Source organism: Sulfurisphaera javensis (genome assembly GCF_041154675.1).
GTDB classification, from domain to species: Archaea; Thermoproteota; Thermoprotei_A; order Sulfolobales; family Sulfolobaceae; genus Sulfurisphaera; species Sulfurisphaera javensis.
In genome coordinates this window covers 858,653-880,106 of sequence record NZ_AP031322.1, presented here as the reverse complement: position 1 = coordinate 880,106, position 21,454 = coordinate 858,653, and the positions used below count along the sequence as shown (strand labels likewise).

Annotated in this window: 11 protein-coding genes; 7 read left to right on the top strand and 4 right to left on the bottom strand. The window is 30.4% G+C overall.

What is annotated here, in order from left to right; all coding sequences use genetic code 11:
* Positions 1–42: 42 nt before the first annotated feature.
* On the top strand, positions 43–3,549 hold the full coding sequence (locus ACAM25_RS04640) for a DEAD/DEAH box helicase (RefSeq protein ID WP_369611172.1): 3,507 nt from the start codon (positions 43–45) through the stop codon (positions 3,547–3,549).
* A 5-nt stretch (positions 3,550–3,554) separates the two neighbouring features.
* Positions 3,555–5,630 (top strand): hypothetical protein, encoded by a 2,076-nt coding sequence (locus ACAM25_RS04635; RefSeq protein ID WP_369611171.1) that lies wholly within the window; start codon positions 3,555–3,557, stop codon positions 5,628–5,630.
* Between the two features lie 35 nt (positions 5,631–5,665).
* On the opposite strand, the gene ACAM25_RS04630 is transcribed toward ACAM25_RS04635, so the two are convergent.
* From ACAM25_RS04630 to ACAM25_RS04620, 3 genes are all read right to left on the bottom strand, one after another.
* Positions 5,666–6,286 (bottom strand): hypothetical protein, encoded by a 621-nt coding sequence (locus ACAM25_RS04630; RefSeq protein WP_369611170.1) that lies wholly within the window; start codon positions 6,284–6,286, stop codon positions 5,666–5,668.
* Positions 6,287–6,333: 47 nt separating this feature from the next.
* Positions 6,334–7,731 carry a tetratricopeptide repeat protein gene (locus ACAM25_RS04625; RefSeq protein WP_369611169.1) on the bottom strand — a complete coding sequence of 466 codons (1,398 nt, stop codon included), beginning with the start codon at positions 7,729–7,731 and terminating at the stop codon, positions 6,334–6,336.
* Positions 7,732–8,165: 434 nt separating this feature from the next.
* Complete coding sequence (locus tag ACAM25_RS04620) at positions 8,166–8,612, bottom strand: hypothetical protein (RefSeq protein ID WP_369611168.1); 447 nt, start codon at positions 8,610–8,612, stop codon at positions 8,166–8,168.
* A 902-nt stretch (positions 8,613–9,514) separates the two neighbouring features.
* Between ACAM25_RS04620 and ACAM25_RS04615 the strand changes: the two genes are divergently transcribed.
* From ACAM25_RS04615 to ACAM25_RS04595, 5 genes are read left to right on the top strand one after another with little or no spacing between them, the layout of a single operon-like run.
* Positions 9,515–12,325 (top strand): DUF1156 domain-containing protein, encoded by a 2,811-nt coding sequence (locus ACAM25_RS04615; RefSeq protein ID WP_369611167.1) that lies wholly within the window; start codon positions 9,515–9,517, stop codon positions 12,323–12,325.
* Positions 12,326–12,371: 46 nt separating this feature from the next.
* Complete coding sequence (locus ACAM25_RS04610; protein ID WP_369611166.1) at positions 12,372–15,575, top strand: DUF499 domain-containing protein; 3,204 nt, start codon at positions 12,372–12,374, stop codon at positions 15,573–15,575.
* The gene (locus ACAM25_RS04605; protein ID WP_369611165.1) at positions 15,572–15,979 is read left to right on the top strand and encodes a hypothetical protein; all 408 of its coding nucleotides are present in this window, start codon (positions 15,572–15,574) and stop codon (positions 15,977–15,979) included. The genes ACAM25_RS04610 and ACAM25_RS04605 overlap by 4 nt, the downstream gene beginning before the upstream one ends.
* Positions 15,963–18,671 carry a DEAD/DEAH box helicase gene (locus tag ACAM25_RS04600; protein ID WP_369611164.1) on the top strand — a complete coding sequence of 903 codons (2,709 nt, stop codon included), beginning with the start codon at positions 15,963–15,965 and terminating at the stop codon, positions 18,669–18,671. Before ACAM25_RS04605 ends, ACAM25_RS04600 begins: the two co-directional genes overlap by 17 nt.
* Positions 18,668–19,936 carry an MBL fold metallo-hydrolase gene (locus ACAM25_RS04595; RefSeq protein ID WP_369611163.1) on the top strand — a complete coding sequence of 423 codons (1,269 nt, stop codon included), beginning with the start codon at positions 18,668–18,670 and terminating at the stop codon, positions 19,934–19,936. The genes ACAM25_RS04600 and ACAM25_RS04595 overlap by 4 nt, the downstream gene beginning before the upstream one ends.
* Here the strand turns inward: ACAM25_RS04595 and ACAM25_RS04590 are convergent.
* On the bottom strand, positions 19,887–21,437 hold the full coding sequence (locus ACAM25_RS04590; protein ID WP_369611162.1) for a hypothetical protein: 1,551 nt from the start codon (positions 21,435–21,437) through the stop codon (positions 19,887–19,889). The two genes, ACAM25_RS04595 and ACAM25_RS04590, sit on opposite strands and share 50 nt — an antisense overlap.
* Positions 21,438–21,454: the final 17 nt, after the last annotated feature.

Here is a 21,454-nt window from a genome sequence, read left to right as displayed (position 1 = left end):
AGAGAAAAAAATATAATACACATATCCGAAAGTAAAAATAATATGAGTCAGAATTTTACGCTTGATTCTTTGAGTCCTGATCCTAAAAGTAGTAACATTGATACCTTTATTGAAATTTATCATGAAATTTTGAAGCACGAAATTTGTTTAATGAGATTAGGTACACCTTGTGTATATAATAAAGGATTTTATGTTTCAGCTTCCAAGTCTAGTGTTAATTATAATGTGGATAGAAAACTTACGATTATTGACATCTTATATTTAGTATTAAGCACCCTTAAGAGAATGAATATCAATTATCGTTTTACATCTAACGATTTTAGATCATTCTTTAACAAGTTAATTAGAAGCAGACTTTTGATTGATCTTCCATGCGATCCTACGGATATGAACAGTGTTAAGAAAGCAATTAATAATAGTTCCGTTCATAATGAAGAGAAAGAAGGAGACCTACGTGCATATCTCTATACCTATATGAATGAATTAAAAGGAAGAGATGACTATAATGAAATTCGAAAATTTCTTGAAGAAGAAATTAAAAACAATAACAGCTTATGCTATAAATCTGCCTTTGGTGAATTGATTAGACTTACACGTTATGAAACATCCTTACCTTACTCTAAAAAGACAATGACACAAGAAATGCCATATAAAGTTTTAGAATCCTATATTTTGCCTTTCATTGAAGACTACTTCTTGGACAGAGATATGAAATACATGGAGGAGTTATGCAAGCATTTAGAACAGAAGTTTAGTGACCTTAAGGAGATATTTTGTGAATCTCTTCGTAAGAACCAGATAACAGCACTTAATCCTTACCAAGAAAAAATGATAATGGATCTCTTACAAAATATTGATAAACCAAAGATTGCCTTAATTTCAGCTCCTACGGGTGCTGGTAAAACCTTGATTTTCATGAGCTATATTATATTGAAGTTACTTAAAGAAGGAGGAGTTGGAGTTATAATTTATCCAACTAAGGCGCTAGCTAGACAACAATTAGAGGATATGTTAAACTTGATATACTGGGTAAATTCACAGTTATCTAGCGGAAAGAAAATTTGCGTAAAGATAATGGATGGGGATAGTCCTCTTAGTAAAAATGAAGTAAATGGGGATAGCCCTTTTCGAGGTGGTATAAAAATAAATGGAGGAGAATTACGATATACACAAAATAAAGATGTAGAATTAATTTCTAAGAATAGGCTCGAAATTTTAGATTGGGTTAGTGAAATTCGCTCCGATCCCATTAACACTCCATGTATCATTATAACAAACCATTCAATGCTTTCTTATCATTTAAGCAAAAATCCAAATTGGATTAACACTTTACTAGATAATCTTAAACTAATTGTTATTGATGAAGCACATGTATTTCTTACTGATATTTCGAAAATAAACAATTTACATTTCCTTTTGGCTAGGTTGTTATTATTATCATTTTGGAATAAATACGGGAACAATTACCAGAACCTATATGAAGATTTAAAGAAATTTATTAACTATAGGAAAATTGATATAATTTTGTCTAGTGCAACAATAGGTGATAGAGTTTTAGTTCCTAATAACGTTTCTTTATCATACGTAGGTGGAATAAACGTTTCGGGTTTATCCAAACGAGCACAACCTGATCTAACTCCGTTGCTTAGATGGATTCAAGATCTATACTATACTATTGCAAATATTGGTGTTATATATGAAGATTACTACAATTTTGTAGACAAGAATTCAAAGAAAAGACTTATAATAACAACAGTAAATTTCCCAGCTCCAGGAGGGGGCTCACAAACTCCATTAATAGAGGCTTTGGCTACTACGCTTATATGGATTGAGGGACTTAGCTTAGGAGTCAAAAATGCATACAATCTAAATAACTTTTACCTTCACAATATTACGTTTATAGATAATATTCCGACTCAAGGAGAAATCTTTAGAAGATTCGTAGAAAATGGTATTCGTAAGGAACATTTTCATGCAGATAAATTGCTTGTAAGTCCACTAATAACTTCATGGCAAAAAAGAATTGGTTCTGAAATAATTAAAGATCTATTAAATCAAATACCGAACGGTTATTCTCTACTTCAAGATACGTATCTCGCTCAGTATTCTCATATACAGTTATTTTATCCCTTATCAGAAATAAACAAATATATTATAGCTTTTAACAATAATAGTTCTAATGCGTTAAACATTGTTAAAGATGTGTTAGTATTTGCAAACAATGTTATAAATTCAAATAGCATATATTACGTATTGCTTCATAATGCAAAATTAGATCCTCAAACAAGGAATAAAATAGAAAACATAATAAGAAATAATAGTGATAAATGGAGATTAATTCTTTCAACCTCTACTCTTGAATTAGGACTTAATATTCCTGGCGTTTCGTTAGTTTATCAGTATGGAGCTCCTACATCAAGCGAAAGTTATATACAGAGAATAGGCAGAGCCGGAAGAACTAATAGCACATTGAGAATAGCTTTTGGAAGTCTATTTATGAGAAATGTTGGTATAGATATTTCCTTTATAGATGAAGAATTTGCTTTCAGATACTTATTTAACGTGTATCAGCAACGTATTCCTAAGGATATAGACGAAAATACAATTAAAAGATACTGCGCATTGATATACATCGATTTTAACAATCGTAAGATAAATCAACAAGCAATTAAAAACTTCCTTTCAAACGTTATTTTATTATATACATCAGAGAAGACCCCTAATCCATCAAGAAATATAATAGATGAAGTCATAAATCTCGTAAAAGCTAGAGATCACATAGAACAAATTATTCAGAAATATACTAATACTTACAATGGTATACAAGAGGTTTATGACGTAATTTATAATGTGGAACCAATGTTATTTTATGTGGAAAATATTTTAAAAAACATGAATGTAAATTATCTGAAGCTACTCTTAAATGGAAATCAATCAAATTCTTCTTGTTCTTCCATTAATATAAATAATTTAGTAAATGCACCTCAAATTATTAACAGTTTTATTTTCGATATCGATTCAATTACAAACTATCCTACACGCTCAGGTTCAATTTCGCTTTCTATTCTTCTGAGCGCAAAAATTCCTTCTTATATTATTGATTTAGAAAAAATCAGATTTGATATTAATAATGTAATAAAATGTGTAAGAAATGTAGCAGGAAACAATCAGACCTCACTTTATATACATCTGAAGAATATTATAAAGAATAATTCACCAACTTCAGTTATATATATTGATAACTATATTAGCGATATTATTAGTCAGCTAATGAGATTGTATGCCATTCGTCTACCTAAACTAAAACAAAGTTCGAAAGTATATAGAATACTTCTATCATCAGCAATAGATTTAGTTACTGGAAACGTTATACCTAATCCTACATTAGCAGAGATACAAGCAATAGAATATGTATGTGACGATATTAATAGTGTCAAGAAATCTAGTAGAAAAAAACAGTCAAATATAATTAAACTTAAGTGCGGGAACATAAATCGTAAGTCAAGAGATGATGTGATCAAATACATACCATTTAGACATGAGGAGTGAGAGAAATGGATATCTCTTTTCCATTTTACCAGTACAATATGGCTTACCTTGGAACCCTGAGTATTAAAAATGACAACTCAAAAAAAGTTTCTACATTAGTGATAAAAATTATAAAAGAAATAATTATAAATAAATTATTACCTATTGATCCAAATGGTTTATATGCGACTAAAATAAATTTAGATAATATCATTAAGATTTTTAAAAAATTGATAACTGACAACGATAAATATCCCATTTTACTTGTATACAATAGTGATTATGGAAGAGAGAAACCTAAGTCAAATAGCATTAAAATATTCTTTTTAGCTGGAATTTCATTGAAAGAAAACGATCTAAATGACAAGGATAAAATATATTATGTTTTAGGTTATAGTAGGTGGAGAGGCAATAATGGGAATAAAGCCACTAAGTGTTCTAATACTGGTAATTGCAAGTTATATTTCGTTTTAGTTCTGAGCAAGGATATTTTAGACAGTTTGCCTAAAGAACATAAAATAAATATAAGAATTGAAAAATATGAAAAAAATAAAAAAGGACAGTTTATCTTAGAAGCTGAAGATATAAGAATTTTCGCTACCAAATATAGAGATGCAAAAGTGCATTTAAGGTCATTTATTATAGATAAGGAAGCGAATTCGAGTTCTCAAACACAAATTTTTTCATTAAATGACACAAATTTACAAATCTATTATCTTGGCGCTCAAATATCAATAAAGGGACAAGGTTATCGTATACAGAATGGTAGAAAGGAAAAAGAGAAATACATATATTTTATGCTACCTCTTATAGTTGCTTACTCCGTTAAATTTCCTCAAGTTTCATCTAGCAACAATTCAGCTAATATTGGACTGCCAAAGGACTATGTGTTTGAAAGTGGAAAATTAAAAATGACTATAAATAATTACAATTGGAATAAAGTAGTTGAGTTAGTAGATTGGCTATGGAATCATCATAGGGCTTCAATATTCAAGCTATTTCTTAGTAAAGACATAAATGATAGTATCTATAAATATCTAAGTGCTCTTAAAAACTCAAATAGTGCTTATGGCACTTTCAGTAATATTGAATTTAGGAGTACACTTGAATTTTACAATTACTATCTCATATATTACTCTCTAACTCTTACTCAAGCATTAAATTTGTATAACAAATTCAACAAGTCTCATAGCAAATTGGAAGATCTAATACTTGATGTATTCGATGAATCGAAATCACTTAGTTTAAATTATGATCAAGTTTTAACTTTGAAGAAAATTATTGGCTTTTACGCATTGATGTATGGATTACATGGAATATCCCATTTGTTAATGAAAGCACTTACTAAAATTACTGGCATTAAGCATTTCGGAGAACTTATAAATATTAGAGTATCAGCTGATCAACAAAATCCTTCACTGCTAAATTATCTTACAGTAGTAGAATTTTCGAATGATGTTACATTACAAAAGAAAAAAATATTCTATGAAAATACTTTTCAAATCGAAAGTGAGGACTCCGGAGAAAATTTTAATTTGGAGATAAATGTATTTTCTAAGGAAAAGTACTCATATAATTTATTAAATAATATATATAATAACACTAATTTTATTGATGAACTTAAAAAGAGTATAAACGATATCTTATTTAAGCAGACAAATACTGTGTTAGACAGATGTAATTATAATTGGACTCTTGAAAAGCAAAGGCTAGAATATGCCAGACAAAAATTTATACAAAGAAATAATGCTCTTAACCAGGCTGATAATGAAGTTAAAAATTACATTAATACTCACTATAAACCTTCTAGGACAATATTTAGATTTATATATGCTAATAAACTTGTTTATGATATATCTAAGAAATTAAACATAGGAAAGAACGACCTTTACACTTATTCACAATATATTTGGCCCTATTACTTAGATCAGTGTGTTGATGGATGTTATAATTGCGTTTATATTGAAGGAGAATTAGGTAATAACTATTGTGATATGAATCCACTTTCACAAGAACTAAAAACTAGTAAATGGTCTGCGGTTTATATACTAAAAGATCTGGGCTTAATTAACGTTGATATAGATAATATAAGTAATGACTAAATGCAACTTAACATTGGAATATTTAAATGAACCGTTTATGCGGAAAGTTTTGAATTAAAAGGACAGTTTAAATTTTTACAAAAGTCACAATGTTTTCCAATAATATACGAGTCAATGTTACTATAATTCTTAAATGCTCTTACAATATTTGATATTTCAGCCGTTATTTTGGCCTCTTTTAGATCTACAATATAATAAAAGTACTTTTTAGGCAGACTTAGTTTATATTTTCCCACATTAAACGATTCATATCCTAGCTCATTATTATCCTTATTGTAAACTAAAATTGCTCCAACAACATTTTTTCCAATTTTTGATAAAAGAACGTAGTAAATACCTAATTGCAATTTATCATTTGGTTTTGCGTTGCCAATAAATGATGATTTCATTTCGAAGATAATTACATCGTTATTTTTCTCACAATATAGATCTATTCTTCCACTTACTAATATTCCGTCATCTAATTTACTTCCTACGACTTTTTCTTTGTTACAATTGAAACCTATGTTTTTCATAGCTATTTCTATATCTTGAACAATTCTATCATGCTTTTCTTTGAAACTATTTAACAAGTCCTCATCTCCAATAAAATGAGTACAAGAACCTAAATTTACACTAGCTAATTGCTTTACACTTATCCTATTCTTTTTAAGCATTACAAGTATTATTAAGCAACTGATATTATATATATTATTCCGCGAGTCTAACCATTAGTATTCTGTTTTTTCACAATTTCGGCCCAGCATTCATAATATTCATATCTAGGGATTGCTGATGACGCTTTTTCGCACATTTTAAGTGCCTCTTCATACATTCCTTTTTGAATATATGCTTTAGCATAATAGTAGTAGTAAGCATCATTAGGACTTTCCTTCATTATTTCGTTAAGAACAGCTATAGCCTCATCTGGCTTATTCTCATTCAATTTCCTCTCTACTTCTTTAATTTTCTCACTTTTTTGTCTCATGGCATGATAAAATACATCAGCAGTAGTTATCTGCAAAGATCTTATGGATAGAACTATCTCACTATTTGCCAAATAAATTAAACTATCTATAAACTTTCCAAACATATCGATATATTTGATTAATTCTGAACCTTTTTTCTTACCATCACTTGAAATTGAAATACTTTTAATAGAAAAGTTGTTAATTATATATTCAATAATTTGGCATTTTATTTTTTCAACTTTAAGGAGATATATATATAGTTCATCTAGGCTTTTTCTCATCTGTGAATAAGCATTTTGTAAATTATATATTTCATTAATGTTATTTTCAATAAAATTACAATTTACTTTTAAATCAAATTTATTACTTAATTCACAATAGCTTTCCTTTAACTGCTTGAGGTTCCTTATTATGTTTTCGAATCTTTCCCTCATTTTATCTTTTGCTTCATCGTAAATATTATCTAATTTACCTATATTAAATAATTCATAATCACATTCTTTTATCGAATTTAAAATCTTATCAATTTTCATAAATACATCTTTTAAAGGATAATAATCAGAAGCTAACATTAGATATAAAGTAGTAAGCTCATCAAGCCGAGCTAGCGCACGTTTCCGTTCAGCTAAAAAATTTTCTATGTTTCTATTTTCATCAATATTCTTTATCTGCAAACATCTTAAACTAATTTCGGCTTTTCCCTTTAGTTTAAGTTTTTGATTAATAGACTTAATATACTTGCTAATATATACATTTTCTCTGATGAAACCATCTAAATTGTGTGCTACACGACGAAATACACTTATGTTCGAGTAATTTAACTCTGCTGCTAATATTTCCATTATTTCTGATTTAGATATCAATTCCTTATAGCGAAAAATATTGTTAATAAAATTTTGAACATAGTTAATATCATCTACATCAGTAATTTTAACTCCAGTAAGTATATGTTTAACATGGTCAATTATTGAAGAATCAAGCTTATCAAGGTATTCTGAGAAGCTTTTCAAATTACACAATATTTTAGAATCGTATCCCCTACCTCTAAGATTATAAAGAAATTTTTTTATATCTACATCCATGCCAAGGCGACTTAACACTGCTCTATAACTGGATATAACATTCTTATGAAAACTTACTTCATCACTCATTCTTAAATGTATTATAGTAAAAAGGAGTAATTTGTTTTTCGCTAAGTAATATTTCACTTTTTATTATTTTTATTTGAACTAGATTTAATTACCACTTAGCCATAGTTTACATGCATAGAAAATTTTACTCACATAGAATTATAACAAGAAGAAGTAAAGGAGTACTGGAAAAAGAGTATAAATATAACAGCATGTCTATATTCTATTTTTAGAAGAAATCCATTTAAGTAGATTATTTATCTTAGCTAGAAAGAAATTTTAATGCTAAGAACAACTAGTTTAAGAAATCTTAAAATTTTTCTTAGCATTCTCCTTAAAGCACATATTTAATCTAGATATGAGTTATTGGGCTCAATGCCTAAATTATTTAGGAATGCATAAGTTCGGGGTTATTTCTTTGTTAGTACAAAGAGGTCTTACACGAATTTCATCTTTTACTTCTTTTCTAGCATCGAGATTATCTTTTTTGCTAACTCATCTTCAATCTTTTGAGGCCAAGGCAATGGCCTAAAACCTAAACTTTTTAACTCCTCATAAGTTACGTAATGCCACTTTGAAGGATCATCATATTCTATTATTGACTTAGGCATCTTTTCTACCTTAATAGCAATCCAATATTTCCATTCACCTTCTGGCCAGTACTTCTCCTTAAGTTCGCCCACACTTAATATCTCGCCATAGAACACAATACCACTTTCAATACCCTCGCCAGTAAGATAAAATAATACTTTTACTCCCTTTTCCAAAGAAGAGATCCGTCTGTTAGTACCCCAAATAAATGTTCCCTCGGGGAATTTTTTAATTAACTGAGTTTCCCTCTTCTTCATATCTTTCAGGGAATAAAGGAAATTTCCAAGCTTCCCTTTTAATACAATATACATATTAATAGTTTATGAAAAGGGATAATTATATTTTCCGAGAATGTAGAAACGTCAAATGCAAAAGAAGAACAGTAATTATTAAAAATCAGTTATTATTTGAAAATCTAGTTAAGTTATTACCGCCCGTGAAAATTTCTTAGAAAGAGAATAGGGACATAGAAGAAAATTAGGTATAAAACTAAAAATTCCTGCTCTTTTAGAGGAATTTACTCCGTAAACATTTAGTAAGAGAGAACTCCTCAGTAATTAACCTTTTCAATTTTTTATCAAGTTTTCTTAGTTCTTACGTTATCAATAAGATTATACTACTTAACATCAAAAGAAGAACTAGAGATGCTAAAATTTTTTATAAATTAAGTTAGGTTAGAGGCAATTTAGAAATGAAGTCTAAATTCTAAGTATTACAAGGCCAGAAAAAATAATGGCTTAAACATGGTTGTTCATGTAGTTTCTTTATCCGATTTCAAGAAAAATTATTATAATCAAGTAATTTTTTAGATATCGAGAAATAAGTATTGAGGAGCAAAAATAAAATATTGATAATTTCTTTTTAATTATTAGTTTTCTACCCTTCGTAAAATTAAAACAAAGATTAATGTAATGGTTCAATGCACTCTCCTTATCATATATCCATATACTTTATAATAAAGAAATTGTTAAACATATGCATTAATAGATTACATTAATGTAATATTTGTGACACAAGATCTTCATACAGAGGTTAATAAAAATAAAATAAATCATGACGAAAATTAAAATTTCGGCTAAGTTAAAGAAATATAATTACACATGGTTAATGACTCTATGAATATGTATTAAACTTGAATATCCCTAACTTTATCACTCTGTAAGATTGATTTGTTCGTTATAAAATTTTTATATTAGTGTTCAATAAATGTACTGTGCCAGACCTTTCCTCTAGCAGGAGACTTATTGAAAGTGATGAATTTATTGAAATTGTCCCAGAAATTGATAAAAGAGCTAAAGAGGAAAAAGGTTATAGAAAACGACCAAAATATTGGGAGATAATTTATTGGAAAACAAGAAAACCATTAATAGCATCAAGAGCATTTGTGGCAGCATCACTACTACCAGAAAATTATAATATAAATAAATTTAGACAAAAGATAAAATTACTAGATAATGTAAAATCACCCCATAGTATAAATCCTACACCGTTTGACGAATTCAAAGAAAAGACAGTCCTAGACCCATTTGCTGGTTTTGGTTCAATACCACTTGAAGCATTAAGATTAGGAGTTGGAAAAGTAATCTCGTCTGATTTGTTACCGATAGCAACGTTCTTCGAAAAAGCGGTACTTGAATACCCTAAAAAATACGGAAGCAAATTACTAAACGATGTTAAAAAGTATGGTGACGAGTTACTAAAAAGAATAGAACCTTACGTAAAAGAACTTTACAATGATTATGACGGGTTCATAGGAACTTGGGAGATCAAATGCCCTGGAACAAACTACTATTCACCAATGCTAAGCCAGTTCTGGCTCATGAAAATGAAAGGAAACTCATCAGATGATAAAGAAGAAGGAAAGAGTGATGAAGAGGAGAGAAAAGAAAAAACAACTTCCGGCACTTTCAAAAGACTTGTTTACATGGATTATAAGGTTGAAGGAAATAAAGTAAAAATCATACCAAGAGACTTAAACAAGGAGTTAGGTAAAAACTCAATAAAAGCAACGGTCAAGGGAAATAAAATAATCGTTGAAGGAAAAACATATGAAGTACCAGAACGGAATATTAAAGCTCAAAGCAATTATGCTCGCTGCTTACAAAGTGGAAACACAATACCCAAAGGAAAAGGAGAAGAATGGTATGTTAAAAAAGCATTAAAAGAATGGAATAAAAACCTTGAAAGATTTTTGAACGGTGAGATAAGCCTTGAAGAGTTGAAAAACTCACCAGCAAGACCAAGCTTACTAGTAAAGTTTAAAGGCCAAGGAAAGAATTTAGACTTCTTCGAAATAACCGAAGACGATGAAGAAAGATTTTGGAAATTATTCGAGGAAATGAAAAAATTAAACGATTTACCAACTGAAAAAATCTCACCTGGTTTAGGAATATTTGGATCTGGCTTTACTAAATGGTTCAAAATTTACAATCCTAGACAACTTCTCATTTATGAAAAAATTATAGAAATAATTAAAGAAATAGAAAATAGTATTCCTGATAGAGAGTACGCAGAGACAATAATAACTTATTTAGTTATTGCGTTTCTAAATTATACAAGATATAATTCTTATTTTACTTCAATAGATTCCACAGAAAAGTTTATAAGAGAAACAAGTGCATTTACACGATTTGGAGTAACATGGAATTGGGCTGAAATATCACCCTTAGCAGATATTATTGGTAGTTTAAGGAGGAGCTTAGAGCATGTTTATGATGGTTTAGAGTATCTTATAAATGCATTAGGTAACACGAATAGCAAAATAGAAATAATTACATCTGATGTTACAAAACTTTCTTTAACAGAAAAAGTTGATGCTATTATAACAGATCCTCCATATTTCAACGACGTTCCTTACCCTGAGGTAAGTGATTATTACTATATTTGGTACACCAGAGTATTTGACCTATCTAGAATAACTCAATTTGAATCATTAGCTGATAAGGATTTAGGAGTAGATAGAGGTAGAAAAAAAGAATTCGGAAACGGAATAGGTACAATAGAGTATTTTAGAGAAAGGCTTGGTGAAGCATTCATTAAAATGAAGGATCTTGTCAAGGACGATGGTGTAATAGTCACCTTTTACAATCATACTTCACCAGAAGCATGGATAGCACTACTTTATGCCGGTTGGAAAAAAGCAAAACTGAGAATATCAGTAGTACACACCGTGACCACCGAAGATGAAACAAGATTAACTGCTAGAAATACAGTTAGATCATTAGATAAATCTATGGTTATTGTATGGAGGAAAGAGGCTAAAGGACAAAAACCAGTTAATGAAGTTAAAAATGAAGCATTAAACCATGCTGTAAGTTGGTTAAAGAACTACCTAACGACTAGAATGAAAGGGGCTAACAAGAAACCACTACTTGACTTAGACACATATTTTGCAAGCCTTGGAAAAGTACTTGAGAAATTCACGTCGTATGAGAAATTGATAGGAATAAGAGAAGGTTATGAGGGAGTAAAAGAACTAGTAGAAAAATACATATTCCCAACAACATCAGAAGCAATAGTCAAAACATTAGGAGAAATAACAACAACAAAAGCATTAACAAAAATCTCCTCACTATACGTACTTCTGAAAGTCCTATTACCACCAGTGAAAAACTCACAAAGAAAACTAGACACCACTACATTGACGATGCTAAATGTTACCGGTGACATAAATGAAAATGAACTCAAAAACTCTGGAATAATTATAATAAGTGATGAAAAGAAAGACAAAACTCTAACATTGAATGAACCTTATGGGAAAGATCTTTTGAATGCTATAGACTCTTGGAAGAACATGCCAGACATGGAGACAGCAATATTGAAGGAAAAATTCTCAAGCCCAATACAGACCTTGCATTACCTAGAGTATTTTGCTGTTCAAGATCCTACAAATATTAAGAAAAAGATTGAGGAAGTTAGGAGTAAATCACCATATGTTGATGAGGCATTAACAATAGCAAAAATATTTGTTAAAGTACTCCCGGATGGAGATATAGAAAAAGAAGCATGCAAAAAACTTATATGATATGAAGAAAAACAAGGATTAGACTTGTACTTCTCGAGGTGATTATATGACACTTTATGACTTGCAAATAAGAAATGATGTATGGGATAAAAAACTAGACGCAAACCTAGCACCAGAACTCTCAGACGTAGCATTAGGCAAAGCACACCCAATCTATAACGACCCAAACCAATTCTTCTCAGCAACATACTTCTCACCATCCATGGAAAGACTAATTGAAGAAGTTGCGGGCACACTAAGTCAAAACAAGGGAGATACAATTATAATAACTTCATTGTTCGGTGGTGGAAAAACACACTCCCTTATTGCTTTGTATCACGCTTTTAATTCACCAGATATAGCTAAGAAGTATGGTTTTAATATTCCTTCAGATGTTAAGGTAATTGTAATTGGTGGAAAAGATGCTAATACAGCACCATCACCAGACAATCCAATAAATGGAATAAAAACACTTTGGGGTTACATAGCACACAAAATAGGAAAATACGATATGATGAAAAAAAGAGACGAAGACATGATAACACCCACTAAGGATGAACTAGAGAAGTTATTCTTGGGCGAGAAAGTTCTTATCCTAGTTGACGAGATAGCTTGGTATTTAGAAAGGATATCAAAATCTGTTTACGGAACCTATTACAATCAATGTTTGCTCTTCTTTGAAGCATTAGCCGGAGTAACACAAAATGTACCCCTGGTATTAGTTATTACACTACCAGCAAACTTAACAAACCAAGGAATAAAAGGCGAAATTGGTTACGATGAAGCTGTAATAGAAGCTTTATGGAAAAGGGTTGAAAGAATAGGTAAACCTTCCCAATCACCAATATCGACTGAAATTGATTTGGCACAAATGCTTAAAAAGAGAATCTTTGGAGACGTAAAAATACCACTAAATCTATTACAAGAGTATAAGAAGAAGGCACAAGATTTCAAAGATCTTGTTGACGTTTCTATCATTGACGAACTGGATAAAACTTACCCATTCCACCCCTTATATATAAAAGTACTGCAAAGACTCTTAGAATTACATAACGGACTAGAAAAAACCAGAGACGCATTAAGAATAACTAGAATAACTGTGAGACAGTTATACAACCAAAAACCAACAAGAGATCTTGTTTTACCTTCAGATATTGACATAAAGGATTCTGAAATAGAAAATCTACTGTTAAGAAAGTATGAAGAATTCAAAAATGTTGTAACAGAAATAAAGAACAAGACAAAGGGTTTAGAAATCAACTACTTAATAGCTAACTATATATTCCTTTCCACATTTGTTTTTAGGTTAGGTCTAAAGCCAGATCCGTACAAAGCTAACTTACCGGATAATAAAGAGATTGTCACAAGTGTTTTTGACCTATCTTATCTCTTAAAACTAAACTTTACCCCTAGTGATGTAGTTAAGCAATTGAATGAGATAACTCAAGGGGTTTCAATGATTCCTTACTTGGTTTCTTATGAGGGTAAGTATTGGTTTACATTCCTAACTGATCCAAGGACTTTATGTATAAGTGAAGCAAGAAACATTAGTGATATTGAAGTTCTAACTAATTTTGAGAAATTCATAAGTGATTTGTCCTATAACAGGAGAGGAAATTATATAGTATTGAGTAATTCCTCACTTAGAATTGTTCCATCTATTGATAATTTAATTAGTGATGATGAACCAAAGTATGAAGCTGTAATTATTAGAGATCCTATATCAAAAGATGATCTTGAAGATAAACTGAAAATGTTTATTTTTAAGAAAGAACTAAAGACACCAAGAAATTATGCTAATACAATAGCCTTAGTTTACTCAACGGACTCTAATATAAGAAGTGAACTAACGAGCAGAATTAAGGAGTATTTGGGTTGTAGAAAAGTAGATGTAAACAATTACTATAGTGATGAAATTATGAGGAAAGTGGCTAGTAGCTTAATGAAGAATTATATAAACGAATTGGAAAAGCACATAAATGTAAATCTTATTTCTTACTTTAGTAATTTAGCATTCCCAGTAGATGTAAATCAAATAAGAATAGAACCTCTTGCTAGAGAAGACAAAACCATATTAGAACGAGCTGAAGAAACACTTAAGAGCGCAAATAAACTATTAGACAAAAGTGATCTGAACTTTGATTTATTGACATACTACCTTAACGAGGTATCTGTTGACATAACATCTCAGAGGTGGAAATTCAGTGATATTATGGAAAAGTTTTATTCTAATCCTAAATTACCATGGATAAGCAAAGATGCTTTGAAAGAGGCATTATTAGAAGGTTTAGAGAACTTAAAGATTGGAATTTGGAATGGAAAAGAAGTTTACTTTAAGAAATTACCTAACCAAGATTTCTCAGTGGGAATAATAAAAGATGATTCAATAATTTTACCACCTTTAGAAGCCGCTAAATTACAGATTGAGGAGCTTATAAAAAGAACAACCTATACGGAAGAAGGAGATACGGTAATCAAAAAATACTACGTGCTTAAGCTGGACAAAGAAGATTTAAATCTTGACAACTTAATAACTCAACCAGACTGGTTTTATAAATATCAAACGGCTACATTAGAGCTAAGAGAAGAAAAAGTAGAAAGAGGCGTTGATATTGAAATTTATCCTTTATCAATTTCTGAATATAAAGGAAAGACTGTAACAATCAATATCTCGTTAAAGAAAATAGGGTCTTTTGAAGGTAACGTGGAATTAACCATTATTAATAAAAATGGAAACATATTGTACTATAAATCAGATTTAAAACTTGATTCTCAAATTCAATTTAGTTATACAGTTAATGATAATGATGAGCTAACGTGTATAGTAAGATACAATGGAAAAGAGAAGACAAAAACAATCCCAGTCCTAGTAAAGATTACACCAGACATAATTGAAGTTCCTCCTGGAGATATCCCGAATAAAGGAAAGATTGAGAAAATTAATTACTTGATCACTTCTGAGCAAGATGTTGATGATCTTACAAGGGGATTAAGAAATATTATTGGTGAGAAGAAGATAAATGGAAATATAACATTGGATGGAAAGAATGTTGCAGTAACTATTAGTATTAAAGATATAGACATGGATACATTAAGCAAACTAGTGCATAATGAAATAACAATAATTGGTAGAACTAATGCGAAAATTAATGGGAACTTAGAAGTTAGCATAATTACAGATAAAATTTTAGATTCTAATGAGAAAGAAATAATTCGTCAATTAGTAAGTAAAGGGAAAGCTAAGGTAAGCATAAGGGTGATTAATGAATGAGTCAATTTTATGTTAGAGAAACTATTAGTGAAAAGAAGCCAAAATTACATTTTTATAGTCAAACTGGATCAAGTTATGTTAAAGTATTTTCAGCAAGATTAGGCCTTTCAGACCTTAAGTTGTTCCTAGAAAAAGTGAATTTCCCTCATAAGGTAACTAAAAAGAGCGTTTATACTGACGATGAAACGCTATTCAAGATGATGGTTGTTTATGTTGGTAGTTTGCAAAATGTTAGGAAAAAAGTGTTATACACTGTGTTAGTAAACGTTGTATCTTCATTTGATAATTTTACTCTTCACTTTTGGTATAGTGAATTTACTTCACGCTATATGAAAACTAATAGTATGGTTTCTACATATAGAGTTGGGAGAGCATTAAGGGACCTATATGTCAAAGGCTATTGATTTTTCTGCGTTTGTTTTGGACTTGCTGAAAGAATATCACCCACTATTTCGTTATACTTATTTAACAAACTACACTTTTGAACCATATATTCATCAAGCTGAAATTTTTTATAGGCTTTTAATTAGGCATCCTATAAGATTTCTAATAGCTGATGACGTTGGTTTAGGAAAGACTATTGAAGCAATGATGATAATGGATCAATTAATTAAAAAGAGAAATGCGAAAAAGATTCTCGTTATTTTACCAAGGAACATTATTTTTCAGTGGGTTGAAGAAAATTTAAATAAATTTAAGGCTGAGTGGAAGTTACCGATCTGGACATATAAGTATAGGAATAAAGATACTACTATTCTTGATCTTGATAAAGATGGAATATACGTTGTTAGTGTTGACACATTTAAGAAAAAGGAACACTTGGATAAGTTCTTGAATGTTAATTGGGATTTAGTTATAATTGATGAGATTCATAAAATAGGAATGCAGGGAAATAAGAGAACTCAAAGATTTGAGGCAGTAATGAAACTTGCATCTAAACCAAACTTACATCTTATTGGAATGTCTGCTACCCCTCATAAAGGGGATAGTAAAGATTATTTAGAAAGGCTCACCCTTATAGATCCATATTTTAGAGAAAAGGAAGATCTTGTTAGAGATACTGTAAAATCCACAATCCTTAGACGTACTAAGAAATCAGTAAATGAAATTTATGAGAATTCACCAATATTTCCAAAGGCTTACTTTTCAATGTTCATTCAAGATATTTCAGATGACGAGAAAAAATACTACAAGTTACTGGTTGATTTAGGTTTAAGTATTGTTAAAGAAGCTGCTGCAAAGCAGAATAAGGAAGCTAGGGGAATCCAATTATTAGGGTTCTTAATAGGTAGAAGAGCTTTATCTAGTCCTAAAGCTGGTTTAATTACTTTAGATCATATAATAGAAAAAAGATCGCCCGTTTTGAATGAAAAGGATGAGGAAGAAGATGAACTCGAAGATTATGCTGATGAAGAGACTGTAAGCGAAAATAAAGACGTTGACGATTTGATAAATAATTTCGTTAGTAAAAATTCCGATCTTTTAAGTAAATACAAGGAAAAGTTGAAGGAATTAGCTGAATTGGCTAAACTTGTTATTAATAATGATAGTAGAGTTAAGGCTGTGATATCTCTAGTGAAAGAACATTTAGAGAAAGGAGATAAAGTGATCATTTTTACTGATTATAAAGATACTGCCGAATATATTTTTGAAAAGCTTAAAAATGAATTAAGCCTTAAGGAGGATAAGGATATTAGAGTCTTACACAGTGAAAACATAAATACAGTTGGGATAGAGAACATTAAGGAATGGTTAAGAAAAGAGGGAAAAGTACTTATATCAACTGATGTTGCTTCTGAAGGACTTAATTTACAAGATGCAAATGTGTTAATTCATTATGAATTGCCTTTAAGTATTGTAAAGTTTGAGCAAAGGAATGGAAGAGTTTATAGGTTAAAGCAAAGGAAACCGGTTTACATTTATTACATAGCTTTGAAAACTCCATTAGAAGAGAATTTAGTTGAAAAGTATTTTTCAAAGCTTCTCAGTATAGCTTATTCTACTCAATCAGATGTAAATACTACTGATTCAGTTATAATAAGTAACACAGAGAAAAAGATTGTTTACGATCTCTCGTCCGAAAATGAAGATGTTATGTTAAATGTTGGTTATTATGATCAAGATAAGAATGAAAAAGTGACTTCTCAAGATATATTCTTTTCTGCATTGAAACAAGCGGGAGGTGAAGGAACACCTTTAGATGAAGTAGTTAGAAGCATAATTGATAGAGTATCTAAATTCAAAAAGGCAATTAATACTTACGGTCTTAAAGTTTCTAAGAATATGGAACTTGATATAAAAAACTACATAAGAAGTCTTGCCGGATTTGAGAATAGACAAGATATGTCAAATTCTTTAACAAACTTATTATCCTCTATCGTAGAAGCATATGGAGGAAAAGTATCAGAGAGTAACGGGAAAATTATAATTCAAGGGGAAAAATTACCACCACAAGAAGTTGACGCTGGTTTAATAGGAAATATACTTAGGAGTATAAGAAATCTCACATATGGTAGTAAAAAAGTCCAATTTATAATATCTGATGCAATTGATTATTCACTATACGTGCTTATTGCTGATGTAAAATTAGGGAATGAAACTGTATTGAGTATTCCTTTGTTTATTAAAAATGACGGTAAAATTATCTCAGTATCGCAAGTTTTAGGAGAAATTCTTCCAAAGGTAATTAAAGGAACAAGTACTGAATGTAATATTGAAATAGTAAATAAAGAAAGTTATGAAAGTAAAGTTAGGGCAGACTTATTTGAAAAATTAAGATCTCTTTCTTATCCTTACATAAATTATAGAAAGAAAAGAGGAAAAGATAATTGGTTACCACAAACAGTTGACGATTACAAGATTGAACTTGAAGGGCCTATAGGTGGAATAATTGGAGTTAAAGGAATTAACTCTGTTGACAGAAATCAAGTAATTTCTTCACTTGAAAAATTAGGTTACAAGGTAAGTATTGTGGATAACCAGTTAAGAATTGAAGGAAAAGGAAGTGTTGATTATCTTAAAATTGTACCCCCCGCAGAATTATTAAACAGCAAGGGAGCTTGCTCTTATGTTAATGGTTCTCTGGTGAGAGTATGACTGTAACTAAGACTGTAAACGGAGTTGAGATAAAAATACTTCAAGGTTATAATGAAATAGGAGGAAATTGTATTGTAATAAAGGATAAGGATTCTGAGATAGTCTTTGATCAAGGGATACGGTTCTCAAGATTTCGCAAGTTTTACAATACAAGGATACAACCACTTAGTCCTCAAGAAATGAAGGAATTAGGAATAATTCCGCCATCAGATGAATACAAAAAGATCTTCATATCCCATTATCATTTGGACCATTTGGGTCTTTTATTTCATCTACCCCCAGATGCTGAAGTTTATGTGCCAGATACTGAGATATTGGAAAAATTTCTTGAACCTTATAAGAACTCCCCAGGCTGGACAACTTACGTACCACCTTCTGTCGCTATAAATATTAATAATGCAATTTCAAATCAAGATAATGTAATTCCTTTTTACGTAGAACATAGTGCTTATCCAGCAGTTGCTTACTATTTGAACAATCCAAACGTGAGAATACTTTACACTGGAGACTTTAGGCTTACCTCTCCAATTGATAGTATTGATTCGGAATTACATTCAAAGATTCACAATAAGTTACTTTTAAAGGAAATAACTGCAAAAGGTTATTCCACAGACGTTTTAATAATTGAAGGAACTAACTTTTCATCACCTTCAACTCCCACTAACGAATATACTTTCAATAACATTGTTTTTGAGATTTTTAACATACATAAAAACTCCCTTATCATGGTTTTGTTAGACCCTCTAGATGTTGAGGCAATATTTACAATTTTGCATTATGTTAATTACTATGGTAGGAAACCAGTAATTACAAATAGAAGATTACTAAAGATGATTGATTATTGGACAAGAAGATTTGGATGGAATAAGGAAATTTACCAATTACTTGATGAAAACTTTGAACAAGTCTTTGAGGTAGTTGATGAAGAAGAACTAACTAAATCTCAATCCGAATATGTGATTTTAACAGCGAAAGATGAGCCAATAGAATTAGCTAGAAAACTTAAGAACCTTGAGGGAACTGTCGTAATATCATTGTCAACTGAAACTAAAAGCGAAAGTGGAGAGGATGAAAGTGTTGAGGATGTATGGTTTAAGACTTTAGGTTTTATAGTTTATAGGCTAAGGATTTCTGGTCATTATTATCCTTATGAATTAAGGGATATACTGGATACGATAAAGCCAAAATACGTGATTCCAGTGCACACAGAAGCTTCTAGGACAGTTTGCGAATTTGTGAAGAGGTTTGGTTATCAGTGCCTTTAAGTAATAGGGCTATTTGCTTACTTTCATAATCTAATTCCTCCTCCTCTATCTCACCTTGCAAATACTTTAAAGCGTAAGCTATTGGTGATTTATTATCATATTTAACTATTACACCTCCAGTTATCCTATAAAGGAGTTTGAAGAACTCTTTTGATTTCCCATATTTTCTTCCAATAACGTAGACTTTCTCAACTTTGTTTGAAAGTGATATTGTTCCAACATACTTGTCAATTAGCTTAAACGTTTCGTTATATATTTTTCTTAACAATTCTTTCTCACCTTTAATTCCAATAATCCTTGCAGACGTAAATCTATCTGCACATGAGGATAGTGCGTTTAGAAGAAAACTTACATCATCTCCTTTTATTTCACTTTCACAAATTATTTGAGTTGGAATAAGAAACTTATTATTATCTCTGGCTTCAATTTCAGTAGCATAAAAACTTCCTACTTTGCTTACTCTTTTTACATGAAAGTGAGCCACTGCTATTTCGACATCTTCAAAAGTTCTAAGATAGAGTATTCCGGGTTTGTTAATTATCTTTTCAATATCTTTCTCTACTTGATAAGATTTCTTCTCTACATATGAATTACAGTCAGAATCTAAGCATTCAAAGAATTCTTCTTTGAAGAGATTTGGAATTAAATAGAAAGAGTCAACGTCACTTAAAGCTCTCTTCAAAAATGGAAAGTAGAAATTAACCATTTTCTCATAAAGATCTAAATCTAAAGTGAAGGGATAAGATACTAGTCTGTCAGAGTTGCATTCTTCCCTCTTCCTTATCTTTCTCACAAAGTAATAAATTGCATCCGCGTCTAGTTCAGCCCATTTCCACACTACTTTTGGCTCACCTTCATTAAAAATGCCTAAAACACTGTTACCTTGAAATTTAGAAAATATAGTGTTAAAGGTTAGGAAATCTATTAAAGCAAGAGATAAGGTTATTCTTTCCTCTAGCTTACTTCTCCTTATGCGCTCTGTCAATTTAATTATTGTAAGTAACTGGTTTGGAGAAAAGTACTTGTAAACTTTATCAAAACCGTATTTAGAAACTCTGAAATTAAGTTCTTCATCTGGAAAGTCTGGTGTTAAATAGTACTGTTGAATCTCTTGTGGAAAATCTTTCATTACTACTGGAGAGTCTAAGAGTTGTTTTAAAGTAATTTCTCCTTTAAGGAAAAGATCAAGATTGTTATTCCAAGTTTTAAAGTCCACCTTTTTGATTACATTTCCACATTTAGGACAACGTATGACTCTGCTATCTTCAACTTCAAATCTCTCACCACAATATGGGCAAGTAATTAGAAAGGAATTTAATTTGAAAGAGATTTTGTTAATGTTATTTCTGCTATGACTTCCACGATAGAATGAAAGAAGCTTTTTGAATAATGGAGCAGGATCATTGAAACCGCAATAAGTCTTACTGGTTAAAGCAAAAGGATCGTAACCCTTTTCTTTCCTTTTCTTATTCCAATATGTTACACTACCTATAAATTTCACTCGATTAAGATTTCTCA